This is a genomic window from Erysipelothrix sp. HDW6B (assembly GCF_011301115.1).
Classification (GTDB): Bacteria; Bacillota_I; Bacilli_A; order Erysipelotrichales; family Erysipelotrichaceae; genus Erysipelothrix; species Erysipelothrix anatis.
This window is the reverse complement of the sequence record NZ_CP049860.1, coordinates 1,262,737-1,288,686: the sequence shown is the minus strand read 5'-3', so window position 1 is coordinate 1,288,686 and position 25,950 is coordinate 1,262,737. Positions and strand designations below refer to the sequence as shown.

Annotated in this window: 27 protein-coding genes, 1 tRNA gene and 1 other annotated feature; of the genes, 24 read left to right on the top strand and 4 right to left on the bottom strand. The window is 38.8% G+C overall.

All coding sequences use genetic code 11. From position 1 onward, the window contains the following. Nucleotides 1-193: 193 nt before the first annotated feature. Genes G7061_RS06325 through G7061_RS06295 form a run of 7 tightly spaced genes read left to right on the top strand, consistent with a single transcriptional unit; the run spans nt 194 to nt 7,511 of the window. Complete coding sequence (locus G7061_RS06325; protein WP_305038661.1) at nt 194-1,393, top strand: ABC transporter ATP-binding protein; 1,200 nt, start codon at nt 194-196, stop codon at nt 1,391-1,393. Further along, complete coding sequence (locus tag G7061_RS06320; protein ID WP_166119824.1) at nt 1,393-2,031, top strand: ABC transporter permease; 639 nt, start codon at nt 1,393-1,395, stop codon at nt 2,029-2,031. The genes G7061_RS06325 and G7061_RS06320 overlap by 1 nt, the downstream gene beginning before the upstream one ends. A 1-nt stretch (nt 2,032) precedes the next feature. Further along, on the top strand, nt 2,033-3,004 hold the full coding sequence (locus G7061_RS06315) for an osmoprotectant ABC transporter substrate-binding protein (RefSeq protein WP_166119820.1): 972 nt from the start codon (nt 2,033-2,035) through the stop codon (nt 3,002-3,004). Continuing rightward, nucleotides 3,005-3,637 (top strand): ABC transporter permease, encoded by a 633-nt coding sequence (locus G7061_RS06310; protein ID WP_166119816.1) that lies wholly within the window; start codon nt 3,005-3,007, stop codon nt 3,635-3,637. Between the two features lie 55 nt (nt 3,638-3,692). Then, nucleotides 3,693-4,223, top strand: a complete 531-nt coding sequence (locus G7061_RS06305; RefSeq protein WP_166119810.1) for a dihydrofolate reductase family protein — start codon at nt 3,693-3,695, stop codon at nt 4,221-4,223. Between the two features lie 29 nt (nt 4,224-4,252). Further along, entirely contained in the window at nt 4,253-6,856 is a 2,604-nt protein-coding gene (locus G7061_RS06300) for a sensor histidine kinase KdpD (protein ID WP_166119805.1), read from the top strand. After that, nucleotides 6,831-7,511 (top strand): response regulator transcription factor, encoded by a 681-nt coding sequence (locus tag G7061_RS06295; RefSeq protein WP_240914409.1) that lies wholly within the window; start codon nt 6,831-6,833, stop codon nt 7,509-7,511. The genes G7061_RS06300 and G7061_RS06295 overlap by 26 nt, the downstream gene beginning before the upstream one ends. A gap of 47 nt (nt 7,512-7,558) precedes the next feature. Here G7061_RS06295 and asnS read toward each other — a convergent pair whose 3' ends face one another. After that, nucleotides 7,559-8,923, bottom strand: a complete 1,365-nt coding sequence (gene asnS / locus G7061_RS06290) for an asparagine--tRNA ligase (protein ID WP_166119794.1) — start codon at nt 8,921-8,923, stop codon at nt 7,559-7,561. A gap of 39 nt (nt 8,924-8,962) precedes the next feature. After that, nucleotides 8,963-9,200 (bottom strand) — a binding site (T-box leader). A gap of 157 nt (nt 9,201-9,357) precedes the next feature. Between asnS and G7061_RS06285 the strand changes: the two genes are divergently transcribed. Then, nucleotides 9,358-9,519: a hypothetical protein gene (locus G7061_RS06285; protein ID WP_166082749.1), complete on the top strand. Its 162-nt coding sequence runs from the start codon at nt 9,358-9,360 to the stop codon at nt 9,517-9,519. Nucleotides 9,520-9,534: 15 nt separating this feature from the next. Then, nucleotides 9,535-9,699: a hypothetical protein gene (locus G7061_RS06280; RefSeq protein WP_159640566.1), complete on the top strand. Its 165-nt coding sequence runs from the start codon at nt 9,535-9,537 to the stop codon at nt 9,697-9,699. 212 nt (nt 9,700-9,911) lie between these two features. Here the strand turns inward: G7061_RS06280 and G7061_RS06275 are convergent, their stop codons facing one another. Beyond that, on the bottom strand, nt 9,912-10,352 hold the full coding sequence (locus G7061_RS06275; protein ID WP_159640569.1) for a GNAT family N-acetyltransferase: 441 nt from the start codon (nt 10,350-10,352) through the stop codon (nt 9,912-9,914). A gap of 180 nt (nt 10,353-10,532) precedes the next feature. Here G7061_RS06275 and G7061_RS06270 point away from each other — a divergent pair, with 180 nt between their 5' ends. The 5 genes from G7061_RS06270 to pip all read left to right on the top strand — a co-directional run bounded on the left by G7061_RS06270 (nt 10,533) and on the right by pip (nt 14,553). Next, nucleotides 10,533-11,123, top strand: a complete 591-nt coding sequence (locus G7061_RS06270; protein ID WP_166119789.1) for a nuclease-related domain-containing protein — start codon at nt 10,533-10,535, stop codon at nt 11,121-11,123. A gap of 156 nt (nt 11,124-11,279) precedes the next feature. Further along, nucleotides 11,280-12,179 (top strand): ABC transporter substrate-binding protein, encoded by a 900-nt coding sequence (locus G7061_RS06265; RefSeq protein ID WP_166119785.1) that lies wholly within the window; start codon nt 11,280-11,282, stop codon nt 12,177-12,179. After that, on the top strand, nt 12,176-12,874 hold the full coding sequence (locus tag G7061_RS06260; protein ID WP_159640579.1) for an ABC transporter ATP-binding protein: 699 nt from the start codon (nt 12,176-12,178) through the stop codon (nt 12,872-12,874). Before G7061_RS06265 ends, G7061_RS06260 begins: the two co-directional genes overlap by 4 nt. Next, nucleotides 12,858-13,589 (top strand): ABC transporter permease, encoded by a 732-nt coding sequence (locus G7061_RS06255; RefSeq protein WP_166119780.1) that lies wholly within the window; start codon nt 12,858-12,860, stop codon nt 13,587-13,589. Before G7061_RS06260 ends, G7061_RS06255 begins: the two co-directional genes overlap by 17 nt. Nucleotides 13,590-13,638: 49 nt before the next feature. Then, on the top strand, nt 13,639-14,553 hold the full coding sequence (gene pip, locus G7061_RS06250) for a prolyl aminopeptidase (RefSeq protein ID WP_166119773.1): 915 nt from the start codon (nt 13,639-13,641) through the stop codon (nt 14,551-14,553). 51 nt (nt 14,554-14,604) lie between these two features. Here the strand turns inward: pip and G7061_RS06245 are convergent, their stop codons facing one another. After that, complete coding sequence (locus tag G7061_RS06245; RefSeq protein WP_166119768.1) at nt 14,605-15,597, bottom strand: YeiH family protein; 993 nt, start codon at nt 15,595-15,597, stop codon at nt 14,605-14,607. 182 nt (nt 15,598-15,779) lie between these two features. Here G7061_RS06245 and G7061_RS06240 point away from each other — a divergent pair, with 182 nt between their 5' ends. The 5 genes from G7061_RS06240 to G7061_RS06220 are packed head-to-tail and all read left to right on the top strand — an operon-like array spanning nt 15,780 to nt 20,491. Next, nucleotides 15,780-16,667, top strand: a complete 888-nt coding sequence (locus G7061_RS06240) for an AraC family transcriptional regulator (RefSeq protein WP_159640591.1) — start codon at nt 15,780-15,782, stop codon at nt 16,665-16,667. After that, nucleotides 16,664-17,746, top strand: a complete 1,083-nt coding sequence (locus G7061_RS06235) for a Gfo/Idh/MocA family protein (protein ID WP_240914408.1) — start codon at nt 16,664-16,666, stop codon at nt 17,744-17,746. The genes G7061_RS06240 and G7061_RS06235 overlap by 4 nt, the downstream gene beginning before the upstream one ends. Further along, on the top strand, nt 17,743-18,711 hold the full coding sequence (locus tag G7061_RS06230) for a sugar phosphate isomerase/epimerase (RefSeq protein ID WP_166119763.1): 969 nt from the start codon (nt 17,743-17,745) through the stop codon (nt 18,709-18,711). Before G7061_RS06235 ends, G7061_RS06230 begins: the two co-directional genes overlap by 4 nt. Further along, nucleotides 18,711-19,421: a ThuA domain-containing protein gene (locus G7061_RS06225; RefSeq protein ID WP_166119760.1), complete on the top strand. Its 711-nt coding sequence runs from the start codon at nt 18,711-18,713 to the stop codon at nt 19,419-19,421. Before G7061_RS06230 ends, G7061_RS06225 begins: the two co-directional genes overlap by 1 nt. 20 nt (nt 19,422-19,441) lie before the next feature. Next, nucleotides 19,442-20,491 carry a Gfo/Idh/MocA family protein gene (locus tag G7061_RS06220; protein ID WP_166119757.1) on the top strand — a complete coding sequence of 350 codons (1,050 nt, stop codon included), beginning with the start codon at nt 19,442-19,444 and terminating at the stop codon, nt 20,489-20,491. 45 nt (nt 20,492-20,536) lie between these two features. Here the strand turns inward: G7061_RS06220 and G7061_RS06215 are convergent, their stop codons facing one another. Then, complete coding sequence (locus G7061_RS06215; protein WP_159646278.1) at nt 20,537-21,205, bottom strand: YoaK family protein; 669 nt, start codon at nt 21,203-21,205, stop codon at nt 20,537-20,539. A gap of 191 nt (nt 21,206-21,396) precedes the next feature. On the opposite strand from G7061_RS06215, the gene G7061_RS06210 reads away from it, so the two are divergent. From G7061_RS06210 to G7061_RS06190, 5 genes are all read left to right on the top strand, one after another. Next, a tRNA-Arg gene (locus tag G7061_RS06210) sits at nt 21,397-21,473 on the top strand. A gap of 152 nt (nt 21,474-21,625) precedes the next feature. Beyond that, nucleotides 21,626-22,990, top strand: a complete 1,365-nt coding sequence (gene brnQ / locus G7061_RS06205; RefSeq protein ID WP_166119754.1) for a branched-chain amino acid transport system II carrier protein — start codon at nt 21,626-21,628, stop codon at nt 22,988-22,990. A 347-nt stretch (nt 22,991-23,337) separates the two neighbouring features. Then, nucleotides 23,338-24,855 carry an FGGY family carbohydrate kinase gene (locus G7061_RS06200; RefSeq protein ID WP_166119750.1) on the top strand — a complete coding sequence of 506 codons (1,518 nt, stop codon included), beginning with the start codon at nt 23,338-23,340 and terminating at the stop codon, nt 24,853-24,855. A 61-nt stretch (nt 24,856-24,916) separates the two neighbouring features. Continuing rightward, nucleotides 24,917-25,441, top strand: coding sequence for a DAK2 domain-containing protein (locus tag G7061_RS06195; protein WP_166119747.1), 525 nt, complete (start codon nt 24,917-24,919; stop codon nt 25,439-25,441). Between the two features lie 140 nt (nt 25,442-25,581). Beyond that, on the top strand, nt 25,582-25,908 hold the full coding sequence (locus tag G7061_RS06190; protein WP_159646264.1) for a DUF1093 domain-containing protein: 327 nt from the start codon (nt 25,582-25,584) through the stop codon (nt 25,906-25,908). The last annotated feature ends 42 nt before the right edge of the window (nt 25,909-25,950 follow it).

Genomic DNA, 25,950 nt, shown 5'->3' with positions numbered 1-25,950 from the left:
ACCCTCACTTTTTGAGATTGAACTGTAAAAATGGTATACTTACTCCATTAGTATTCAGTGTTTTACAAATCATACAATCAAAGAACATGTAAATTATGTTCTTTTTATTTACATTTTGAAGGCGTTTTATTTTCAAGTAATTCCACAATTCACAGATTTGTAACATTGGGTACAGAAGACTGGAAGGGGATTTATGATGATAGAATTTAAAAATGTGACAAAAACATACGGTAATAAAAAAGCGGTCGATAACGTAGATATAAAAATTGAAACGGGGTCATTTGTTTGCTTTATCGGAACATCTGGTAGTGGTAAAACAACGACCATGCGAATGATTAACCGTATGATTGACCCAAGCAGGGGAACGATTCTCATTGATGGAGAAGATATTCAAAAAACCAATGAGGTAGCATTACGTAGAAAGATAGGATATGTCATCCAACAAATTGGTTTGATGCCACATATGAGTATTTATGAAAACATTGTTATGGTCCCAAAATTACTGAAGTGGGATGAAACAACAATGCGTGAAAAAGCCGAGACATTGATGAAACGTGTCGATTTACCAATGGAACTACTCGATGCTTACCCATCTGAACTTAGCGGCGGTATGCAACAACGCGTTGGTGTTATTAGAGCTCTAGCTGCAGATCAAGATATAATTCTAATGGATGAACCATTTGGAGCTTTAGATCCAATTACTCGAGATGCGCTGCAAAGACTGGTTAAACAATTACAACGTGACATGAATAAGACCATAATATTTGTAACTCATGATATGGATGAAGCATTAGCATTGTCTGACAAGATAGTCGTCATGGATCATGGTAAGGTTGTTCAACAAGGATCACCCAAAGACATCTTAACGAGTCCAGCCAATGACTTTGTGCGCAACTTAGTGGGTGAAGATCGTTTACATCAAGCGACATTTGAGTACAACTCGGTTGAACAATTAATGATAAAGCCAATTAAAGTAAATGCATCCGTGTCAATTGCTGAAACAGTTCGTCATATGCAACAAACACGTGTTGATGATATTTTAGTTGTTGATGATGAAAATGTTCTAATTGGTAGAGTAGATATCCGTGCACTGATGCGTCGAAACAATCGCGAAGATGCCGTTCAAACTATCATGAAGCAAGTAACATATATCCATAATACGACGACAATTCGTGATGCTATTTACTACATTCAAGAATTAGGACATCGAAATATTTCAGTTGTCGATAGCGATGGGAAGCTCGTTGGAATTGTGACACGTGCGGCAGTTGTTGGAGCAGTCTATGATGCTTTCTGGAGGGACTACGAACCACAAGAAGACCTTGAAGTAATAGACGATGAATTATCAGATAAAGCATCTTCAGCTGTTGCTCAGAATGGTGGTGCTGCTTAATGTTTTTTATTGAAAATGGTCCTATGATTCTTTCGAAAATTGGCGAACACTTATTGATTAGCGCCGCTGCACTCCTGCTTGGGTGTTTAATTGCGATTCCTTTAGGGGTTATCGTCAGTCGAAATAAGAAACTCGCTCAATTTACAATTTCAATTGCTTCTGTTTTGCAGACGATTCCATCGCTTGCGTTGCTAGCGATGATTGTGCCAATAATGGGTGTGGGGCGTGTTCCGGCAATCGTTGCACTTTGCATCTATTCATTACTGCCTATCCTTAGAAATACGGTTTTAGGGGTGGAGGGTGTTAACCCCGGCATCGTGGATGCATCCAAGGGTATGGGAATGAATACTCTACAACAAATTTTTAAAGTACAACTTCCGCTCGCAGTATCTGTAATTATGGCAGGTGTTCGATTATCAGCAACCTATGTATTGGCGTGGACTACTTTGGCATCATACATTGGCGCTGGCGGATTAGGAGACTTTATTTTTAGTGGTCTGAATAATTTTGATTTCAATCTTATCATTGCCGGAACATTACCAATTATGATTCTTGCATTCATTGTTGATCTTCTGCTTGAGAAAGTAGAAATGAAGTTATCGCCTCAAACAGGTTCAGAACTTAGAGAGGGGGCATAACATGAAAAAAATAATCACAACATTAGCAGCACTTATGATTCTTACAGGATGTTCACTTCCAGGTTTAGGTGGAAATGCTCGTAACAATGATATTGTGATTGCTGGTGGTAATACTACTGAACGGCAGATTCTATCTGAAATTGTCAGTCAAATGACACAGCACTACTTACCAGAAACACGTGTGTCCCTTATCAATAATCTCGGATCAACCCTGCTCATATATCAAGCGATGAGTCGTAAAGATGCGAATATTTCGGGAGCTATGTATACGGGAACCTCGCTGACAGGTGAGTTGGGACTTCCGGCATCAAGGGATCCGCAGGATGCGCTCAAACAAGTTCGTGAAGGTTACTTTGAACGGTTTGATATGGTTTGGTTTCCATCTTATGGTTTTGCAAACTCCTATGCATTTATGGTAACGCGAGAATTTTCAGATACACATAACATTACCAAAGTTAGCCAACTTGAAGAACTCGCTCCATCGTTGCGTGCAGGGGTTGACGCATCATGGATGGATCGCAAAGGGGATGGTTACGCTGACTTTAAGACTCAATATGGTTTTGATTTTGGCACAATGTACCCAATGGAGATTGGCCTAGTTTATAACGCCGTTCAAGTAAACGAAATGGATGTGGTGTTGGGTTACTCAACAGATGGCCGTATCGATGGCTATGACTTGGTTGTACTTGAAGATGATAAAAATCTCTTTCCACCGTATGATGCGAGTCCCGTGTTATCACGCGCTGTACTTGAACAATATCCAGAACTTGAGCCAATTATGCTTAAACTTGAAGGTGCTATCCCTCAAGAAACGATGCAACAATTGAATCAAAAATCTGATGAGGGTAAAATCGAACCCAAAGTAGTTGCTCGTGAGTTTTTAGAAGCGCATAACTATTTCGAAGATAAAACGGTTGAACCGTTGGTACAACGTTCCGATTACCAGTTTTTGACAAAAAAGGAGGGTGAATAAATGATTCAGGAAATAATTGAATACTATATTGCGAACGGAGGAATTGTTTTCCAACAATTTCTTCGACACTTTCTAATATCAATTTACGGTGTGCTATTTGCATCACTCGTAGCCATTCCCTTGGGATTCTTTATTGCTCGTCATCGAAAACTGGCACCTTGGGTGATTCGTTTGGGAAATATCATTCAAACAATTCCGTCCCTTGCGATGCTATCAATATTAATGATTGGAATGGGACTTGGGCCCAATACAGTCGTTGTGACAGTCTTTTTGTATTCTTTGCTACCGATTGTAAAAAACACTTACACAGGTGTTCTAAATGTTGATAACCAATTGCTAGACGTTGCTAAAGGAATGGGAATGACCCAATGGCAGATTCTATACAAAGTTGAGTTACCTTTAGCCGTATCGATTATCATCGGGGGAATTCGAAATGCGCTGGTGGTTGCGATTGGAATAACGGCAATTGGCACCTTTATAGGCGCCGGTGGTTTGGGCGATATTATAACCCGCGGTATCAATGTCTCGAATGGGAGTGCAATTGTATGGGCAGGAGCGATACCAACTGCACTTATGGCTATTCTTTCTGATCTCTTGCTAGGTTCTATTGAGAAACGCTTATCGCATAATTAAAAGAAGTGATTCATCACTTCTTTTTTTGTATAATAGAAGCAATGGAGGCATGATCATGCAAGAAACTATTCTATACATTGCCGTGAGTATTGATGGATACATTGCGACAGAATCTGGAACAATCGATTGGCTAGATTTAACTCGTGTTCCACTCGTTTTATCATCACAATACACGCAATTTTATGACACAGTTGGTGCTGTTGTAATGGGGAATAAGACATATAAGCAAATTACGACAGAGCTTGCCGTTGATAATTATCCGTATAATGATGTTCAATCGTACATATTTACGCATCAACCATCTACAAATACTGATTCAATCACATTCCTTAATGAACCGGCCGACGTTGCATTACCGAAGATTCGAGAAGCAACAGTAGGAAATATCTGGATTGTTGGCGGAAACAGTGTCATTCAACCTTTAGTCGAAAAGAATCTTATCGATACATATATTATCACAGTCATTCCAGTGTTCTTAGGTAAAGGCATTCGTCTTTTTGAAACATTTGATTCAGACCAGTACGAATTTATCATGAAGTCTACAACCCTTGAGAATGGAATGGTTACATATACTTTTAAAAAATAATACTACAAACAAGAGGGTGAGGCGATGACATGAAGCGCGGTAAACTAAAAATATTCTTAGGCTACGCAAAAGGCGTTGGTAAAACATATGCAATGCTTGATGAAGCGAAAATCCTAAAAAATGAAGGTGTAGACATTGTGATTGGGTATATGACACCCAATCAAAGTAAAACGACCTTAGCACAAGCAACAACCCTTGAGACTATGCCATACAAAACATATAAAAATGAAAGTCAAATATACTTAGAATTTGATTTGGATGGAGCGCTTCAACGAAAACCAAATACTATAGTGATTGATGAGTTGGCTCATGATAATGTACCAGGTATGCGACATAAAAAAAGATATCAGGATGTAGAAGAATTGCTCAGAAATGGCATTAATGTTTACACAACTATTAACATCAAAAATATTGATAGTTTGCATGATTTTGTTGAGTCAATTACAGGTAAACGGGTTGATGAGCGGATTCCTGATGTTATTTTTGACGCAGCGGATACCATTGAGCTCATTGATATTTCGCCCAAAGACTTATTGCTTCGGGTTGCAAATATAGAAGGTACTGACGCGGAACAAGGTGTTTTATTTCCTAAAGAAATCTTTACGGAAGAAAATCTTATTGCTTTGCGTGAAATAGCACTTCGTAAAGCAGCTGATCAAATTCATCACAGTAGTTACAAGACCGCATCCTACACTACGAAAGAACACATCTTAATCTGCCTTTCGACATCGCCCACAAACGAAAAAGTTATACGGACTGCGAGTCGAATGGCTGAAGCATTTCATGCCAGTTTTACAGCAGTATACGTAGAGAATGAGACGAAGCAATTAAATCCCGATGCTCAGCTTCAGCTTGACCAAAATATAAAGTTGGCAGAAGCTTTAGGTGCACAAGTTACCATGCTTTATGGAGATGATATTGCACTTCAAATTTCTGAATATGCGCGCTTAAGTCAAGTAACAAAAATCGTGATTGGGCGAACAGTTCGTAAACGAGGAAGGTTTCGTGGTCCCGGCATTATTGACCAACTCTCAGAAACGGTTCCTACCATAGATATTTACGTCATTCCAGACCAAAGCACTTCATACTATTTAAAAAGGGAGTCAACTTTACAGAAAGAAGTTTTTCATTGGAACGATGGATTCAAAGCGTTGTTGGTTATATTTGGTGTCACTTTAGTTGGCGGACTCTTTGCCTATCTTGGTTTTAATGAATCTAATATTATCGTTGTGTATTTGTTAGGTGTTCTAGCAATTGCAATGTTAACTGAAGGACGCATTTGGTCATCCATTGCATCAGTGATATCAGTACTTGTGTTTAACTATTTCTTTACGAAACCTCAATTTTCATTGCAAGCGGATGATTCGGGTTATCCGTTCACATTTGTATTCATGTTCGTTGCAGCATTTGTAAGTAGCACGCTAACAACAAAATTGAAAGCTCGTGATCTTCAATCAGCGAAGAAAGCATATCGTACCGATGTACTTCTTGAAACCAGCCTTCGCTTGCAAAAAGCATCGAGCTATAGCGAAATCGTGGACGCTATGGGTCACCAAGTAAAAAAACTTTTGAACACAACGGTTATTATTTATACACCAGAAAATAAACAGCTCATTCCGACGGTATATAGCGACTTAAGTCCTGATTATATTCATCATGAATTATTGTCTGAAGATGAGCGGAATGTTGCACAATGGGTATATAGAAATAACAAACGCGCAGGTGCCTCAACAGACACCATGTCCGAAAGTCAAATGGCCTATATGGCAATTCGCTCAACAGATAAAGTTGTGGCTGTGCTAGCGGTTCATAATGAACATCAAACTATTGATCCATTTTTACGAAATCTTCTGGTTTCACTAATTAACGAGGGGGGCATTGCTCTAGAAAAAGCAGCATTGGATGCCCAACAGCACCACGATGCTATAGTGATTGAACAGGAGAAACTACGATCGACGATCCTTCGAACAATTTCCCATGACTTAAGAACACCACTCACAACTATTTTGGGCAACGTTGATTTGCTCCAACATGGAACTCTTGAAGATGGTGAGGTTCATCGAATTTATACTGATATTAAAAATGATGGTATTTGGCTCATGGATTTAATTGAAAATATACTTGCGATGACAAAAATTGATAATGATAACCTAATTATTCAATTTGAAGGGGAAGTGCTCGAAGATTTAATTGCTGAAAGTCTGCATCGCGTTTCAGGAAAAGCAAAGCATCACACCATTCTTGTAGACGATGCGAAGGATGTTGTGCTAGTCAATGTGGACTCAAAACTTATGATCCAAGTTTTTACCAATTTAATTGATAATGCATTAAAATATACACCAGAAGGAACACAAATCCGTATCCGTACCGATAACAAAGACTCAGAAAAGGTCACGATTCATGTTGAAGATGAAGGACCAGGAATTGCCGACAAGCAACATCTTTTTGAGATGTTCTATACACAAAATCAAGACAGTCGCCGTGGTATGGGTTTAGGATTGTATCTCGTTAATGAGATTGTTAAGGCTCATGGAGGAAGTATCACCGTTAGTGATGTTGAGCCGCAAGGTGTTCGTTTTTCAGTTAGTCTAAGGAGGTATGTTATTGATGAAACCGCACATATTAATCGTTGAAGATGATCCAATTATTCAAAATTTGATTCTTAATACACTTAAGCTCGAAGCGTATCCAGCTTACGTTGCAAATACGGCTTTGGAAGGTGTTCAACTTTTTAATGCCAATAATCCAGAAATCGTTATTTTGGATTTAGGGCTTCCAGATCGTGATGGTGTTTGGGTGGTGCAAGAAATTCGAAAACAATCACTTGCGCCCATTATTGTTGTGAGTGCGCGTGCTGAGGTAGATGATAAGATAGGGGCTTTGGATGCGGGTGCTGATGATTATATCACGAAACCTTTTGAACCCGAGGAACTCATGGCTCGAATTCGAGTTGCGCATCGTCGTCTCCATGTATCGGATACACAATCAACCCAATTTCGAAATGGTAATCTTGTGATTGACAGTGATGCGAGCACAGTTCAAATCCATGGTCAAGATGTACACGTAACACCGACAGAGTTTAAACTGTTATTGTTGATGATTGAAAATGTTGGTAAGGTACTAACCTATCATATGATTCTAAAGGAAGTATGGGGTTTATATTCAGATAATATTCCTGCCTTAAGAGTATTTGTGACTACGTTACGAAAGAAACTTGAACAGTATGATCCAGATCTTCAATACCTACAAACCCATGTAGGTGTCGGATACCGCATGATTAAGCATTAAAATAAAAAGAAACCGCTGATTATACATGATAATCGGCGGTTTTATGATTAGAAATCTGCAGAACCCGGTGTTCGTGGATAGGGAATTACATCACGAATGTTGTCCATCCCGGTGATGTAACGCATAAAACGTTCGATTCCAAGTCCAAACCCACTGTGCTCAACTGTCCCGTAACGGCGTGTGTCAAGGTACCATGTGTACAACTGTTCATCAAGATCATGGGCTTTGATACGCTCTTGCAACACGTCAAGACGTGTCTCACGCTCACTAGCGCCTACTATTTCTCCAATTTTAGGGAAAAGCAGGTCAGTGGCCGCAACTGTAACTTGATCGTCGTTGAGTTTCATATAAAAGGCTTTTTGATCTTTTGGATAATCTGTAACGAATACAGGCTTTTTAAAGATAACATCGGTTAAATAATGTTCATGTTCACTTTGGATCCCGGTTTCCCAAGTTGGATTAACTGTAAAAGCATGATCTGTATCAACAAGTAACTGGATTGCTTGTGAGTACGAAATTCGTCCGTAGGGTTCAGATACTGTTTGTTGTAATTTTTTGATAAGCCCTTTCTCGATGAATTCGTCAAAGAAAGCAAGTTCTTCTGAGGCATGATCAAGAACATATTGAATCATTGCGTTAGACATTGATTCAATGAAGTCCATTAATCCCACAAGATCAACGTAAGCCAACTCAGGTTCCACCTGCCAAAATTCAGATACATGTCGAGATGTATTTGACTTCTCTGCACGAAATGATGGTCCAAAAGTATATACTCTTTGAAATGCTTGGATGAATGGTTCAATGTGAATTTGGCCTGTGACGTTTAAAAATGCTTCTTGTTTAAAAATATCGTCTTTAAAGTCTTGATGAGGTTGTGTAGGGTCTAAGGTACTGATTCGGAAAACATCTCCACCACCTTCAGCATCAGTCGTCGTGATTGCCGGCGCTTGTATATAAGTGACATCTTGAGATTCTAAGTATTTGTGCATCCCTTGTGTAAGGATTGAACGAGTCTTAAATACAGCATAAAAAGTGTTAGATCGTGGGCGAAGATGTGGAATCGTTCGGAGAAACTCAAAACTGTGGCGTTTCTTTTGAAGTGGATAATCACTGTCAGCCATGCCTTCAACGATAATGGTGTCAATTGCAATTTCATGTTTATGTTTGCCTGTAAGCCCAGTTTTCAATTGACCATGGATTCGAACACTGCTCCCAATTGTAAGCTTGGAAATTACAGAATACTGTGAATGATCTGCATCGATGACACATTGAGTCGTTGCAAACTGTGATCCATCATGGATTTCGATAAAGAGAATAGAGCGAGATTGGCGTGTTGTACGCACCCATCCCGCAACGTGAACAGGTGTCCCATGTTCTAAAGTATGTAGTGATTTAAGTGAATGTAATGACATCTTAGGTCCTCCTTGGTATAAAAAAACAGCATTATATCCCAAAGGGACGAAATGCTGTGTTCCGCGGTACCACCCAAATTATCATAATTATGATCACTTTACGATTCTATCAAATCGTGTAGTAAGATAACGGACTACACCCGATTTTCCCTAGTTCAACGTTCAGGAAAATTGCTCAGAGGGGTTATTTACAGTGGGCTTACTTAATGACCTTTCACCATCTGTCATCTCGCTAATAGCAGTTCCCAACGAAACATATCCTCGTCAACGCTTTATTTTGTACTATTATAACGCAGTTTTCTCAGAAAGCAAGTTTTAATGTAAATTAAATGACAAAGCTGTAAGACAGGTGTCATTAAGTTCGATGGCTCGTAAGATTCGCCCGAGGTATACTATGTATACAAAAGGTAATTCATACCACAAGGAGAAACATTATGACCATCGTAACTTTAACATCAACACTTATCACAAAACTTGCTGGTAAGAAACCGGCTACACCAAAACCTGACATGACATTGTTTGATATTGCGGAAAGTGCAAATCTTGATAAAGACCAAGTTGAGAGTTTCTATACAGCACTTAGCAATACATTATAATAGGAGGGATACACCATGACATTCATGACATTAGATTTATCAAAAAATAATAAAACGCAGGCATCAAAAAAAGAAGTGAAAATAGAAACAATTCTTGACATTGCAGCTCAAGAAATTACAAATCCAGAATTGCAACTGGCATTTATTAATCAATTGGCTGCTCAAAACAACCCTTTCTAGTGAAAGGGCTGTTTTTTTTATGAGAAAATGGAAACTAACTGAATGGCACTGTAAATGATGCTATAACAGATAATCATAAAAAAGAATAGGGCAACGATTTTTCGTTTCATAGAACACCTCACGTAATTACCATACCAATTTGTATCATAACTGCCATCGATAACAATAACGAAATCCTTACAAAGATGTAACAAAAAAACTCCCAAGGGAGTTTATTTACGATCGATAATCATTTGTTCGTAGGCAATGAAGTCGTAACCTTTACGTTTGTATAAACGTTTTGCAGATTCATTTGCAGGTGCAACCTCGAGTCGGAACCGTTGCACATTTGGGAACATATCTTGAAGTTGGTCAAGAACTGCAGATCCAAGACCCTGTCCCTGATGGGAATCTAAAATACTCAATTCCTCAATCCATAGTTGAGGTGCTCCGATTTCTGTTGAAAACATTCGAGAGCATAAAACATACCCAGCAATGGTACCATCAACTTTAATAAACCATCCATAAGCATCCGAACTATTTAAGATATATTCAAAGTTACGAGTAAACACAGAAATGTTCGGTGGTGTAAAAGATGCTGGACCACTGTGAAATTCGGATGCGAGTGCAATGTATGCATCTAAATCATTGACTGTAAAATTTTCTAAGTTCATAAGAACCTCCTGTTTATACGAAAGAAAAGCGTAATGTTTATATTCTAACAAGTTGTGTATTAAATTTCAAACAGGAAGTTGGATTGATGAAAAATAATTGATACTTCGAATTTTTTGCAAGGTGGAGTCTTATGGCCATTTAATCTATAATAAAGAAACAAACTAATATCGGAGCCAATTATGTCAAACTTTCTACGTAATCTAAAATATAAAATACTTTATAAAAAACATAAAGATTCCAGTATCCGTGCTGAATATGCTGTTTTTGCTGAAGTTAAACGAAATCTTGCTGGAGCTACATTTATGCGAACGTATGTTCCTATCGCAAAAAATCAGGGAATCCGAGAAATTGATGTTCTGTCGATTTCTAAGTTTGGTGTCTATATCTTCGAAGTGAAGTATTATGCAGGGGCAATACAAGGGAAAAAAGATGCTTCTTCATGGAATCGTCGATATCAAAACGGTACACTTACACAATTTCGAAATCCGCAAATTCAAAACATCTATCATCGTGATGCGTTAAGGGATTTTTTCCATCTGAATACAGTTGAGTCCTATATTGTTTTTACCCATCCTCAAAGTACACTGGAAACTGATGCCGGTAATACCGTCTTATTGAAAAACTTATCGAAAGCATTTGCGAAACGGAAACGTGTTTTAAGTCGAAAAGACGTACGACAAATGAAACGTTCTTTAAAAAAATATAATCGTATGTCATGGATACGGCACTATCAACATCGCCGTTATGTTAAATCGATGAAACAGAAGTAAGGTGATCAACTTTGTGAGGATAACTTCGCATTTCGACAAGCCGTCGTCAAAACGAAACGAACTAAATTTTATGGGTATTAGAAATCGGTACTGATGTAGCGGATAGGCTTTATATTTGAGTGATTTCGTTTAAACTAAAAGGGAAAGAGGGAACCTATGAAAAAAACAGTCATTTTAGGAGTTGTTGTAGTATTCGCAATCGTTCTAGGAGGATGCAGTGCGAAAAAACCAGATAATGTAGTTTTAAACTTGGGAATGATGCCGGCAGTTGACGCCGCACCTATTCTCTATGCTCAAGAAAAAGGAATCTTTGATGGATTAAATTTAGAAGTTAATGTTGATATCTATCAGAATGCGATGGAACGCCAAAGTGCACTTCAAAGCCATCAAATTGATGGCGCATTAACGGACGTTATTGCCTTGATGCAAAATGTTAATGCAGGATTCGATATGAAAATCACCATGTCTACGGATACCAGTTTTTTACTTTTGGCCAAAGACCCTAATCGTTTGGATGCTGAGCACTTAAAAGCAGCATTAATGGAAGTGAGTGTGACAAACTATTTGACGGATCAAGCGTTAGCTGGTAAAAGCGTTGAGAAGATATACATCAATGATATTCCTGCACGATTAGAAATGATTGGTTCGGGCAATGTCGATGTTGCGGTTATACCAGAACCCGTTGCATCTATGGGAGTTTTGAATGGTCTTACGAAAACAGCAATAAAAGTTAATGATAGTTTCAGTCCTAATGTCATTGTATTTACTGATAAAGCAATTGCGGAGAAACACGATGCGATTCAAACATTTCATCAAGGGTACAATCAAGCGGTGACTGCAATGGCAAATGATGAGGCTGGTGTACGATCAATCTTAGTTAATCGTTTAGGTTTAAAACCGGAGATTGAACAAGACATTGTATTGCCACAGTATCAAGTCATTCGCGTACCTTCTAAAGAATATTTAGAGAAACTTGCGACATGGAGTCAAAACGTGCTTAACACAATTGTAACTGTGGATTATGACAGCATGGTAGATGCACAGTTTGTCCAATGATTACAATTCAAAAATTGAATTACGCCTATAATCAAGAACGTGTACTAAAAAATATAAATCTTCAAGTGGCGTATGGAGAAGCAATTGTATTGCTCGGAAAATCTGGATGTGGGAAGACAACACTTCTAAATTTAATAGGAAATATTATAAAAACAGATGCAGGATCAATAAAAGTGGTAGCACAGCGCCCCGCAATGATATTTCAAAATTTTGGGTTAATGCCGTGGTTGACTGTGAAACAGAACATCATGTTGGCAATGCGCGCTTATCCGAATATAAACATGGAAACAGAAGCCCAACAGCAAAGTAATGACTTAGGAATTCAAGCGTATATGGATCGCTATCCGAGTCAACTATCAGGAGGGCAGAAACAAAGGGTTGCGATTGCACGAGCACTCAGTATCCACCCTGATTTATTGCTTGTGGATGAGGCAACATCATCGCTGGATACACAACACGCGGAAACAATACAGGCAATCCTCAAAACATTACAAAAAAGCATGACTCAAATCATTGTAACGCATAATATTGAGGAAGCAATTTTCCTTGGTAAACGAATTTTAATTATGGATCAGGGAGAAATTGTGCACGAGTTTGATAACCCGATTTATGATTTAGAAGATGCCCGTCAAGATATTCGTTTCTATGAAGTCTGTCTAGAATTGCGAGGTTTATTTGATGCGAAAACACGTTAAGTATATTTTTGTTTCAGGATTGTTTATCTATGCAGTGGCGTGGCTCTTTCATGTCATATTTCAAACAGCATTGTTTCCAAATCCGAACACAATTATCATGATATCGATACGGAATTTCAATAAATTTGTTCCCCATCTTCTGGTGAGTGGCTATCGAATTCTAATCAGTATGAGTGTCGCATTGATTTTAGGTGTTTTAATCGGTCTTACGATGGGCGTTGTTCCATTGGTTAAAAAGATTCTTAATCCGTTAGTCTATACGTTGTATCCAATTCCTAAAATAGCCTTTTTACCAGTCTTTATGCTTCTATTTGGCATTAAAGACTTTTCTAAGATTCTATTAATTGTAAGCATCATTATTTTTCAATTTTTGATTGCGACAGTGGATGCAGTTGAAGCAATTGATAATGACATTCTTAAAGCTGCAAAAATCATGAAATTACCGAAAGGTAGTATGTTTAAAAGCGTATACTTGCCCGCTATACTTCCCAATATTCTGACTGCTAGTAGAAATGCATTTGGAATGAGCATTGCTGTTCTATTTTTTGCAGAGAACTATGCGACAACTTATGGTATGGGTTATACCATTATGAATTCGTGGATGATGGTTCAATATAAAGATATGTACGCCGGTATTCTTTTGCTCAGTATTTTTGGATTACTCGTCTTTATTCTTATTGATTATGTTGAAATGCGCTTGATTCGTTGGCGATAAGGCGTATTAGTCTGAGAATGTGCTACAATAATTTTATTAAGGAGAATTTATGGAACCAACACAATATATTACAACTGAGGATGGTCAAGAATTAGCAGTTTATATAAAGGGGAACCCTGAAAAACCTGCAGTGATTTTTTTGCATGGTGGTCCAGGTGGACGTATTTCAGAGGCGTCATTTTCGTTTTTTGATTTAAATGAGTGGTTTGTTATCGCATTTGATCAACGGGGGTGTGGGAACTCAAAACCGTTCGCAACATTAGAAAATAATACACCTCAAGCAGGTGTAGCGGATATCGCACGTATTGCTCATACTTTAGGGATTTCAAAATGGACAGTGTTTGGCGGTAGTTATGGTTCAACCCTTGCTTTGCTTTATGCAATTGCATATCCAGATGCAGTAAAAGCATTGGTTTTAAGAGGAATTTTCTTAGGTCGTGAAGAAGATGTCGCATGGTTATATCAAGAGGGTGCTTCATATTTCTACCCAATAGAGCACGAAGGGTTTAAAAAGATGATCGAACCATCAAAACGTCATGACCTTGTGAGTGCCTACTATGAAATATTCACTGGAGATGATGTTGACCTAAAACGACGTGCTGCTTTTGCATGGTCCCGATGGGAAGGTTCGCTGGTACGTCTTGTGCCAGATCTTTCTGTTCAAACTGACCCAATCACGGATGCAGATATTAGTCTTGCGACACTAGAATGTCACTTTTTCGCAAATAAAATGTTTTGGAATGATGACAATACAATTCTAAATCACAGTGCACAGATTGCACACATTCCAACGTTTATTGTTCATGGTCGCTATGATGTAGATTGTCGAGTGAGTGCAGCATATGAGCTTTACGAGGCTTTATCGGGAAGCGAGCTACACATTGTTGAGTCCGCAGGTCACAGTCCTTATGATGTACCAATGCATGATCGTTTAACAACAATTATGGCACAACTGCAATACTAAAAAAACACGCCTTGTTTTGGATCAAGGTGTGTTTTTTTTGTTGTGATAACTTTAAAGAAGAATAGCGATCAGTGCAGAAGCGGCAAGGATTTGAAAAATACCAATTGCGACTGCTAACATGATTAATTGACGACCGCTTTGGATAAGAACGCGTATATTCAGCCGCAATCCGATAGCCGCAAGTGCAGAAACTTCCAAAAAGGTGCTGACATTACTGAGTGGTTGTGCAATTTCGACTGGAACCAGTGCCATTGAATTTAAGATACATACGACGATAAAGCCAAGAATATACCATGGAACAAATTGTGAAAATTTGCGTTCAACTTTTTGGGAATTCGATGGTTCATCTTTACCAGCAACATAGCCCCAAAGTAAAACTACAAAGACAAGCATTAAGACTCGAATTATTTTGAAAATCATAGCATACTCGAAGACAGGTTTGCTAATACTGCTTGCAGCACCAGCTACTTGTCCAACGGATTGAATGGTTCCTCCAAGAAGCGCGCCAATTTGTGTATCACTGGTAAAAAGGGTTGTCGCAATGATTGGTAGCCCTAGCATTAAGATGGTTCCCAATAGATTGGTAATTGTAATCGAAGAACCTTTATCATCACGTGAAGCCTGAATGCTTGGCGCGACCGACGCAATGGCGCTTGAACCACAGACTGCATTCCCACTTGCCATAAGAATGGCGAAGTTCTTACTGAAGCCCATTTTCTGTGCTAAAAAGTAAACAAACGCCAACGTTAATGCCATTAAAATTACAACGAAGAGGAATGCATTAATTCCAAGATCAATCAAGGTCTGAGTTGTTACCGAGAGGCCAAGCAATACAATCGACACCTCTAAGAAACGTTTTTCAGTAAAACCTGTTCCACGCTCCCATATATTTTGTTTAAACAACGTGTTACCCAAAGCGATACCCAGTAGGATGGCAAGTGTTGCAGCTCCAATTTTAGGGATAAATTGGGCGCCTAAATATGCGAGTCCGCAAATGACAATAGAGAGTCCAATTCCCATGCCATAATCTTTAATAGTTTTCATATGTTACTCCAATCTCTTACGTAAAATTATAAACCTATTTCTTTGAGATACAACTGCAATTTCACGGATATCCAATTTTGGCACTTTGCCTAAAAAAGTCAATATATAAGACAAATGTGTAACGAAGTGTGATGTATCCGCTTACTTGGTGGTGTATGATAAACATAGAAGTGAGGGATAGCATGATTAAATATTTAGAACGTCCAATCTTTGAACACGACCTGCCGGTTATGTATTACCGTCACGAAGGACGTGTCTTAACTGCACCACATTGGCATCAAGAAATTGAGCTCATTTATGTTCAAGAAGGAATCCTTAACTTAGGTGTCGAAGAACACGTCTTTACCCTTGAAAAAGGAGATATTTATATCGTTAATAGTGGAATAAGTCATTATTTTCTGAGTTCACCAGGAAGCGTCCGTTTGGTAGTGCAAATTGATCCAACGTTTTTCACTCATGAAACATCTGCCAGTGATCTCGTTAAACATCTGAACTTAATTGAACCGTATAGTATTCATTGGGATCAAACGATTCGCGAACAAATTTATCATTTTATTGCCACAATTGGGCATGAAATTGGGTCTAAAGATATTGCATATCGATTTCGCATCCAAGAATTACTCTACGGATTTTATGTCAAGACGTTTCGAAACTTTCCGTTAAAACAAAGTGGTTCGGATATATTGGCACCAAGTATCAAGAATCAAGATGTTTTGGATAAATTAAATCGTGTCTACCGTTACATCGAGACCCATTATGACCACGATATTTCTCTGGAGCGTGTTTCGGATCATATTGGTTATAACAGTTATTACTTTACGCGATTTTTTAAAAAGCATACCGGTCAAACTTTTGTAGAGTTTCTGAATGAATTCCGAGTCAATCGCGCTAAATGGTATTTAGTTACAACAGACTGGAGTATTTCTGAGGTTGCATTTGAGTCGGGATTTCAGAGTGTTAAGACCTTTCATAGCGTGTTTCGCAAACATGTAATGGATAGTCCCTTACAGTATCGAAAAAATATTCAAGATCGTGTCGAAGAATCAGCGATCAAAAGGAGCGAATTATGATTAAAATAGGTATTATCGGTTGTGGTGGTATTGCTTTTGGGAAGCATTTACCCAATCTAAAATTGCTGGATGATGTGGACCTTGTCGCGTTTTGTGATCTAGACATCGAGCGTGCTACTAAAGCAAAAGACGAATATGGTACATCCAATGCACGTGTATACACCGATTATTTAGATTTATTGTCAGAGCCATTGGATGTTGTTCATGTTTTAACACCAAACAATACCCATGCAACCATCACAATTGCAGCGCTGGATCACAAAAAACATGTTATGTGCGAGAAGCCAATGGCTAAATACGCATCTGAGGCTCGTGAAATGATTGCTGCAGCAAAGCGTAACGATAAGAAATTAACAGTCGGCTATCAGAATCGTTTTCGAAGTGATTCCATGTTCTTAAAAAAGATTGCACAAGAAAATCAATTGGGACATATCTATCTGGGGAAAGCCAAAGCAATCCGACGTCGCGCTGTTCCAACTTGGGGTGTATTCTTAGATGAGGAAGCGCAAGGCGGCGGACCGCTGATCGACATTGGAACGCATGCGCTTGATTTAACGTTGTGGACGATGAATAACTATAAGCCAAAGTATGCAGTCGGAACAACCTATCATGAACTAAGTCAAACACCCAATACTGCGAATGCCTGGGGATCATGGGATCCAGCCCAATTTACAGTTGAGGATTCGGCATTTGGGTTCGTTGTTATGGAGAATGGTGCAACCATTATCCTGGAATCGAGTTGGGCTTTGAACACATTGGATGTTGGAGAGGCAAAAACATCTCTTTATGGAACCAAAATGGGTGCAGATATGGAACAAGGGTTACGCCTCAATGGTGAGGAACATGGAGCCCTTTACCAAAAAAATATTGATTTTGAAATCGGCGGCGTTGATTTCTACGATAGTAAAGGAACAGAGCCGGGATATCTAGAAGCGCGTGCATGGATTGATGCTATCACTATGGATACACCACCGGTCGTTGATCCATATGAAGCGTTGATTGTAACTGAAATACTTGAAGCTATCTATACATCAGCAAGCACAGGTAAACCTGTATATTTTGAGGAGGAAACACAATGAAATTAGGCGTATTTACACCACTTTTTGCAAATTTATCATTAGATGAACTTCTGATTCGTGCTCAACAAGCTGGATTAAGTATATTGGAAATTGGAAGCGGTGGTAATCCAGGAAGTCATCACTGTCCTGTTAATCTTCTTTTAGAAAGTGAAGAGGCGCGTCAAGATTATCTTCAAAAGTTTGCGGATCACAATATCACAATTAGTGCCTTAAGCTGTCATAACAATCCACTTTCTCCAAATCGGGAAGAGGCAGAATTGGCCGATAAAACACTTCGTGACACGTTGCAACTTGCCCATCTTCTTGGCGTTCCTGTTGTGAACACATTTTCAGGAATCCCAGGCGATAGCGAAACTGCAACCTATCCAAACTGGCCAACGCTATCATGGCCAACTGAGTATCGAAAGATCTACGATTGGCAATGGGAAACTCAAGTAATTCCGTATTGGAAAGACATTGCACAATTAGCAGAATCCCTAGATGTTAAGATAGGTATTGAAATGCATGGCGGATTTTCGGTTCACAGTCCCTATACGGCATTGAAACTACGCCATGCAACATCTGAATATATTGGGGTAAACTTTGACCCGTCGCATATGTGGTGGCAAGGTATAGATCCAGTGGCAGCGATTAAAATTCTCGCTCGCGAAGATGCTATTGTGCACTTCCATGCCAAAGACATTTATATGGATCAAGACAACATTAATATGTACGGTGTGACAGATATGCAACCGTATGGTGATGTTACGACACGAGCTTGGACATTTAGAAGTGTTGGATGCGGTCACGACTTAAAAATATGGTCAGACATGATGAGTCATTTGCGCATTTATGGCTATGATGGTGCAATAAGTATTGAGCACGAAGATCCACTCATGTCAATTGAAGAAGGTTTTGCACGTGCAGTTAAAAATACCAACGCAGTCATGATACACAATGCATCTTCTGAAATGTGGTGGGTCTAATGAACATCACAATTTATAATGAATTTATACACGAACAAACACAAGCGGCTGTAAAAGCAGTGTACCCTGAGGGTATCCATGCGGTGCTTGCAGAAATACTTGGGAATGAAGACAACACGATTTCAGTGGTTACACTTGAAAATCACGATACTGAAGCATCTCGAGAAATCTTGAAAAATACGGATGTGTTGGTGTGGTGGGGACATTTGGCACACGATAAAGTCTCAGATGATATCGTGACAATGCTTCAAAATCAGGTCTTAAAAGGCATGGGACTTGTTGTGTTGCACTCAGGGCACATGTCAAAGTTGTTTATGCGACTAATGGGAACGAGTTGTGATTTGAAATGGCGTGAAGCAGGGGAAAAGGAACGATTATGGGTTCTAGATCCAATTCACCCTATAATGCGTGGCGTTCCTGAATATATTGAGTTGGAAAATGAAGAAATGTATGGTGAATTCTTTGATATTCCCAAACCTGATGATGTTTTAATGGTATCATGGTTTACAGGGGGCGAAGTTTTCCGAAGTGCATGCACATTTACGCGTGGACATGGCAAAATATTCTATTTTAGACCAGGTCATGAAACCTACCCAACGTACTACGATCCCCATATTCAATCAATTATACGAAATGGGGTCGAATGGGTAGCACCTGCACCCAAAATTCATCGTGCATTCGGAAACCGACAAGCACTCGAAGTAATCTAACACAGGAGAGATAGTGTACAATGTTAAATTTAGTAATTATTGGCTATGGTGGCATGGGACGTCATCATGCAAAAGATTTAATTTCTCAAACACGACATGTTCAATGTGTCGGTGCTTATGATACGGACCCAGATAATCTTGAGAAGGCAGGGTTGGATGGATTCATTATGTACCAAACTTTTGAAACAGTACTCGATGATGATGGCGTTGATGCAATTCTTATTGCAACACCGAACGATTATCATGAATATATTGCGATTCAAGCACTGCAAGCAGGAAAACACGTTATTTGTGAGAAACCTGTTACATTAACAGCAGCTTCCTTAGAGCGGATCATGGTTGTTGCTAAAGCAATGGAGCGCACATTTATGGTTCACCAAAATCGCCGTTGGGATGATGATTACTTAATTATTCGAAATATATATGAAAACCAAGAGATTGGTGATGTCTTCCGTATTGAATCACGAATTCATGGTGGCAATGGCATTCCGGGGGATTGGCGTTGTGAAGCAGTCCATGGTGGTGGAATGGTATATGATTGGGGTGTTCATGTCTTTGATCAACTTCTCATGATGATAAAGAGTCCAGTTATATCGGTTTCTAGCGATTTATCGTTTGTTTTGGGTCATGATTCTGATGATGGATTTGTAACTCAACTTATTTTTGAAAATGGTATTCGAGCACATATAGAGGTTGCAACAACTAATTTCATTACTTTACCACGGTGGTATGTCAAAGGGTTAACGGGGACTGCAGTCATCCATGACTGGAATCGAAATGGCGAAATGGTGCTGTTGCGCGCTAATGTCGATCATGTACCACCAAAACCAATTCGTGCGGGTGCAGGGTTCACAAAAACGATGGCACCGCTTCGTGAGGCGTCATTAGAGCGAAAGCCACTACCTGAACCGTTGGTATTGGATACAACGTTTTACGATAACTTTGCGGCGGTTGTGGCGGGGACTGCAATGCCATACGTTGCGAATGACGAAGTCATGCGCGTGATGGTGCTTCTCGAAACAGTATTCGAAGCCTTTGAAACGCAACAAACGATTCACACCCGCATTTAAAAAAAAAAGTCACATTCTCGAATGTGACTTTTTAAGTGTTCAAATTTATAATTTTGAATTGAGTGAAGTTTCAATGCTATCGAAGTGTGCACGAACATAAAGCACCAATGTCATGATGAAAATAATTGGGAAGATTAAGGAGAAGAAATCATCGACGACCCAAAGACTAAGAGCCCCACATACTGCACCACTTAGAAAGGCTATCCACGTTGAAGCAATAATAAGAACGTCGATGCCTGATTTTTCCTTACGAGTCCATTGAGCAAGCGTTGTGCCAATTGCATAAAGTACCCCAGTCATATAACCTTTACCCAAGATTAACCCATTAATTGCGAATTGTAGCCGGTTTTGCATTCCCATCGCAAAGGTGAGCAACAGAAAGCTAGGGAGCGAATCATGAACGGAATCCATGACAAGAGATAAACTCAGTAAGACACATTCGATAAGCATAATTTGAATCATGCCTAAAGCATCTAATGTAGGAACAAGAATATTCGCGACATAGACACCAAATATAAAGAATGTAAGTGCTCCTGTATAAAAGACGACTTCTTTAATAGGGCCATTTGCGATATGAATTCCCAGCCGTGCACTATTTCCACTCATGAATGAGATGAACATGTCTCCGAATTCGAAAATACCTAAAACACTAATAAATGCCGCTATAAATGATAAAGCAGTTAATACAATAAATATATGTTTGTTATTTTTCATGATAAACCTCTTATTTCCAATAGTAGCGAAATCAGAAAATGAATGCAAGAATTTTGTATCGCATGGATGGATAGCAAGAACACATTTCGTTTAATGTATTCGTGATTAAATTTTGTAAAAAATCAAGTAATTGGTAGAAATGGGTTGCACTCTTAGGGTGTTGGTGGTATTATAACTAAGCCTTAAGTGATGCGCTCGTAGCTCAACTGGATAGAGCACTTGATTACGGCTCAAGAGGTTATGGGTTCAACTCCTGTCGAGCGCGCCAATAAGTTAATTCAAACAACATGAAAATGTTGTTTTTTTTGTCTGCACATGTATTTTTGATGCATTAGGGGTCAATTATGAAAGTATATTCAGAAAATGCTTGAAAGCATATTACATGTGCGATAAGATAATGAAAAATTGAAGGAGATTCTTATGAAGCAAACAGTATTAACACGGATGAAATCACGCATAGTTCTTGCATCGCTCTTATTTGGTTTATTTTTTGGAGCAGGAAATCTGATTTTTCCAGTTAATATTGGCCAATTATCAGGTTCAAATATTGCTCAATCAAGTTTTGGTTTCATACTCACTGCGGTGGGATTGGCAAGTCTAGGAGTAATTGTTTGTGGACGATCAAAAGCAGATAGTCTAGAAGATATGCTACAGCCATATGGAAGGCGATATGCTCGCATGTTCACCATTTTGCTACTCCTAACAATCGGACCAATGTTCGCATTGCCTCGAACAGCAACAGTGCCTTACGAGGTTGCGATTAAAGCACTAATGCCACAGGCTAACCATCAATTAGGTATGTTTGTTTACTCGTTCTTATTTTTTGGTGGTGCATTATTAATTGCAATTAAACCCTCTAAAATTGAGGTTTGGGTTGCAAAGATCATTAATCCACTTTTTCTAATCTTTCTAGCAGTCTTCTTCATCATGTTTATGATTAATCCTTTAGGAAGTGCATCGAACACGCTCCCTTCAGGAACCTATGAGACATCAGCATTTCTAACAGGATTTCAAATGGGGTATCAAACCATGGACGTTCTAGCAGCACTATCGTTTGGGTTTGTTATCGTACAATCAACAAAAGTAAACCACCCAGAATCACAATCATCACTCGTTAAGGATGTTGTATATGCTTCTTTGATCTCGGGTGGAACGATGATTTTTATTTATACAATGCTTCTGTTAATTGGATCGTCATCTTTAAATGTATTACCTGTTGCTTCTAACGGCGGTATTGCATTAGGGCAATTATTTCATTATTATTTTGGGAGTGCTGGACTGATATTTTTTGGGATTACAATTACGTTTGCATGTATCACAACAGCCGTTGGTCTTATAACGAGTTGTGCTCGTTACTTTTCCTCGATTATCCCGAAAGTATCCTACGAATTAATGGCGGTTGTAATCGCTAGTGCTGGCTTCTTAGTTTCTAATGTAGGGCTTGAAGCAATCATTCAGCTATCGATTCCGGTTCTAAATTTTATTTATCCTCTAGCAATCATGCATGTCATTGTGGGTTTGGCTTTTGCGAAATTATTAGATAAGAAACGTGTGATTAATATCATGCTTGGGATAATGATTGTAGTAGCTATATTTGAAACAATGATGCAATTGCCGTTACTTGCAAATCAACAATTGCTGAGCCCGATTTTTACCGCATATCAGACATATGTTCCGCTAGCGTCAATTGGGTTAGGGTGGTTAAATTTTATGATTGCAGGACTTTGTATTGGATATTGGCTTCAAAATATCTCAAACCGTAATACTAGACCAAACATTACATAGTACTTTAAATTAAAAATTGATGGAATGTTAGATTATTGGCTAATTTAAGCGGTCTGAATGATAAAGAAAAATGAATGTAAATAAAGTTATGGGTGCGCAAGCATCCTTTTCTTTGCCTGTTTTTATAAATATAAGGATCAAAAATGATTTTAAAATGTAGTTTTTTATAAATGTGATAGTTTTGTAAAGTTTATGTGAATAAATCTTCTATCACAAACAAATGCCTTATTTATGATACTATGAGGCAACAAGGAAGCGCTATCATTTACACTGATAGACATGCATAATACTTTGATGAAACCTTCTGAACAAATTACCTTATCGTATTAATAAAACAAAGGAGATTTATGGAACGAAACATTGTTGTATTACATCATGAACTAACATATTCACGAGCAGTTGTTGTTGATCAAAACAAAGAGATTGTGGCAACTGCATCTGTTGAAATATCACCAATCTACTCTCATCTGCATAGGGTTGAACTCAGTCCAGAAGCAATTTGGGATTCGCAGATGCAAGCGTTAAAGGATGTTTTGACTCAGGGCATCGATATAAAGTCTATAGAGGCAATTGGAATCGCAAATCAAAGAGAGACTATACTTGTTTGGGACAAAAAAACCGGGGTCCCTATATACAACGCAATTGTTTCAACCGATGACTCAACATCACACGTTTTTTTACATCGGCTCAAAAAAAATGACTTGAAGGACATTTACGAGTCAACAGGTTTATCTGCTGACAGTCTTTATGCTGCATCAAAAATTAAATGGATATTGGATAATGTTCCAGGAGCGCGTCTGCGTGCTGAAAAAGGAGAGTTGTTGTTTGGTACAGTTGATACGTGGCTGGTCTATAAGCTAACGCATGAAAAAATACATGTCACAGATGTAACTAATGCAGCCCGCACTATGCTATTTAACATTACATCACGTGCATGGGACGATGCATTACTTCAATTATTTGATATTCCCCGTAAAATGCTTCCAGATGTCAAAAATAGTTCAGATATGTATGGGTATGCCACGATCCAAAACACGTCAATTCCAATTACTGGAATCATAGGTAACGACCAAGCTGCTTTGCTTGGGCAAACATTTTTAGGATCAAGTAACAGTTATACATATAACTCAGGGAATTCCCTAATACTGAATACAGGATTAAAGCAAATTCGCAGCAATCATGGATTAAATACAACAATAGCGATGGGTATCAATAACCAAGTTCACTATGCATTGGAAGGAACTACCGTCCCAGACACCGTTGTTAATCATTGGTTACATCAAGATTTGGGGATTATTCAAAAAACTGATGATTTAGAATTTTTTGCCACGAAAGTAGAAGATACGCTCGGTATTTATGTGATTCCAAAACAGACCAACGCGCTACAGATTGGTTATAATCGACCAGTTCGAGCAAATATTTTGGGATTGACCCGTGCATCTAAACGAGAGCATATAATTCGGGCAGCACTCGAATCAATTGCGTACCAGTCCTACGATATTATTCAGGGAATGCAAACTGATTGGGGTGGCGCATTGACAACACTAAATGTAAGTTCACAAATGACTACTAATAGTTTTCTTATGCAATTGTTAGCAAATCTAACAGGCACGAAAATTAGAGGTATTGACCAGGATTTGGCGATTGCAGTAGGGGTGGCTTTCTTAGCTGGTTTTGCTACTGGGGTGTTTGGTGATGATATTCGCGCACAAAACCAACCCATAACAAACACAGAATGGAACCCTGAAATATCTTTAGAAACGCGCAAAGTGATGATAAATGGATGGCATCAAGCGGTTGTAAGGTCTACGGGTATAGCATGTAGAAGGCAAAGTACAACAGAATATGATTCAGTTGCGGTATAAGTGGAGTAATGTATCTTCACATGCATCCGGTAAAAATCAATTTAGAAAGGTGTAAAATATCATGAAATTAGAGCAGTACGAACTATGGATTCAAGAATTTAATGCATTGATTCAAGATAACGAAGAACTTTTAAATCACTATGATACAATGAGCGGTGATGGTGATCATGGCACTAATATCGTACAGGGGTCAAAGGCTGTTTTAGAAATGATGGAGCGGCGTCCATATTCCGACCATTCGCAATTTATGAAACAAGTCGGTTTGACCTTGCTTGCGAAGTTAGAGGGGGCGTGTGGTCCCTTGTATGGAGCAGCATTTAATACCATGGCATTGCATACTTTTGATCCTTCAAATGTGATGTTTCACACAGGGTATGAGGCGATCGCGAAACGTGGACAGACACCTCGTGACCATCCGATGCTTAAAGTGTGGCAGCACTTTGCGGACAGCGATGTTTTAGAAGTCGCGATTCCTAAGAAACATAAATTAGAGGAACAAGTCATCACAATTGCGAATTCAGCAGATCCAGGGGCATTTTCATCGTACTTGTTGTTTCAAGCCTGGCTTAATGTGTTTGGTGAGTGAGTTGTTTTAAATTGATGAGAAAAAGAAATGACACGGTCGTTTCTTTTTTTTGTGACAATATTGTAAGTCAGATGTTCTGGAATTCGATGGGAGTTAAGTTTAAAAGTGCGTAAGATAGGAGTAGATAAAGGAGAACCGGTATGACCAAAAATTTCAAAAGAATCTTAATTGTTGCAGTTGTTTTCGTAGGTGTCGCGTTCTTGCTAAAAGATCAATTCAAAAAAGACTATCGCACTGCGTATGGATCGACGGAACACGCTGAAATCTCTCAACTTGCAAATGGTAATTTTAAATATCAATTGGAGGTTGAAAGCTCAGATGGGGATAAAAAAATTATCAGTTTCGAATCAAAAGGACAAATTGACCGTCATAGTTATCTGAAAGTAGAAACTGTGGATGATACTTTAACACAATGGTCTTTGGTGGAAGCACATCAAGTACCGCGACGTATTCGAACCCAACAATAAAGAAAGCTAGTTGCTTTCTTTTTTTTGACCTTAATTTAACTA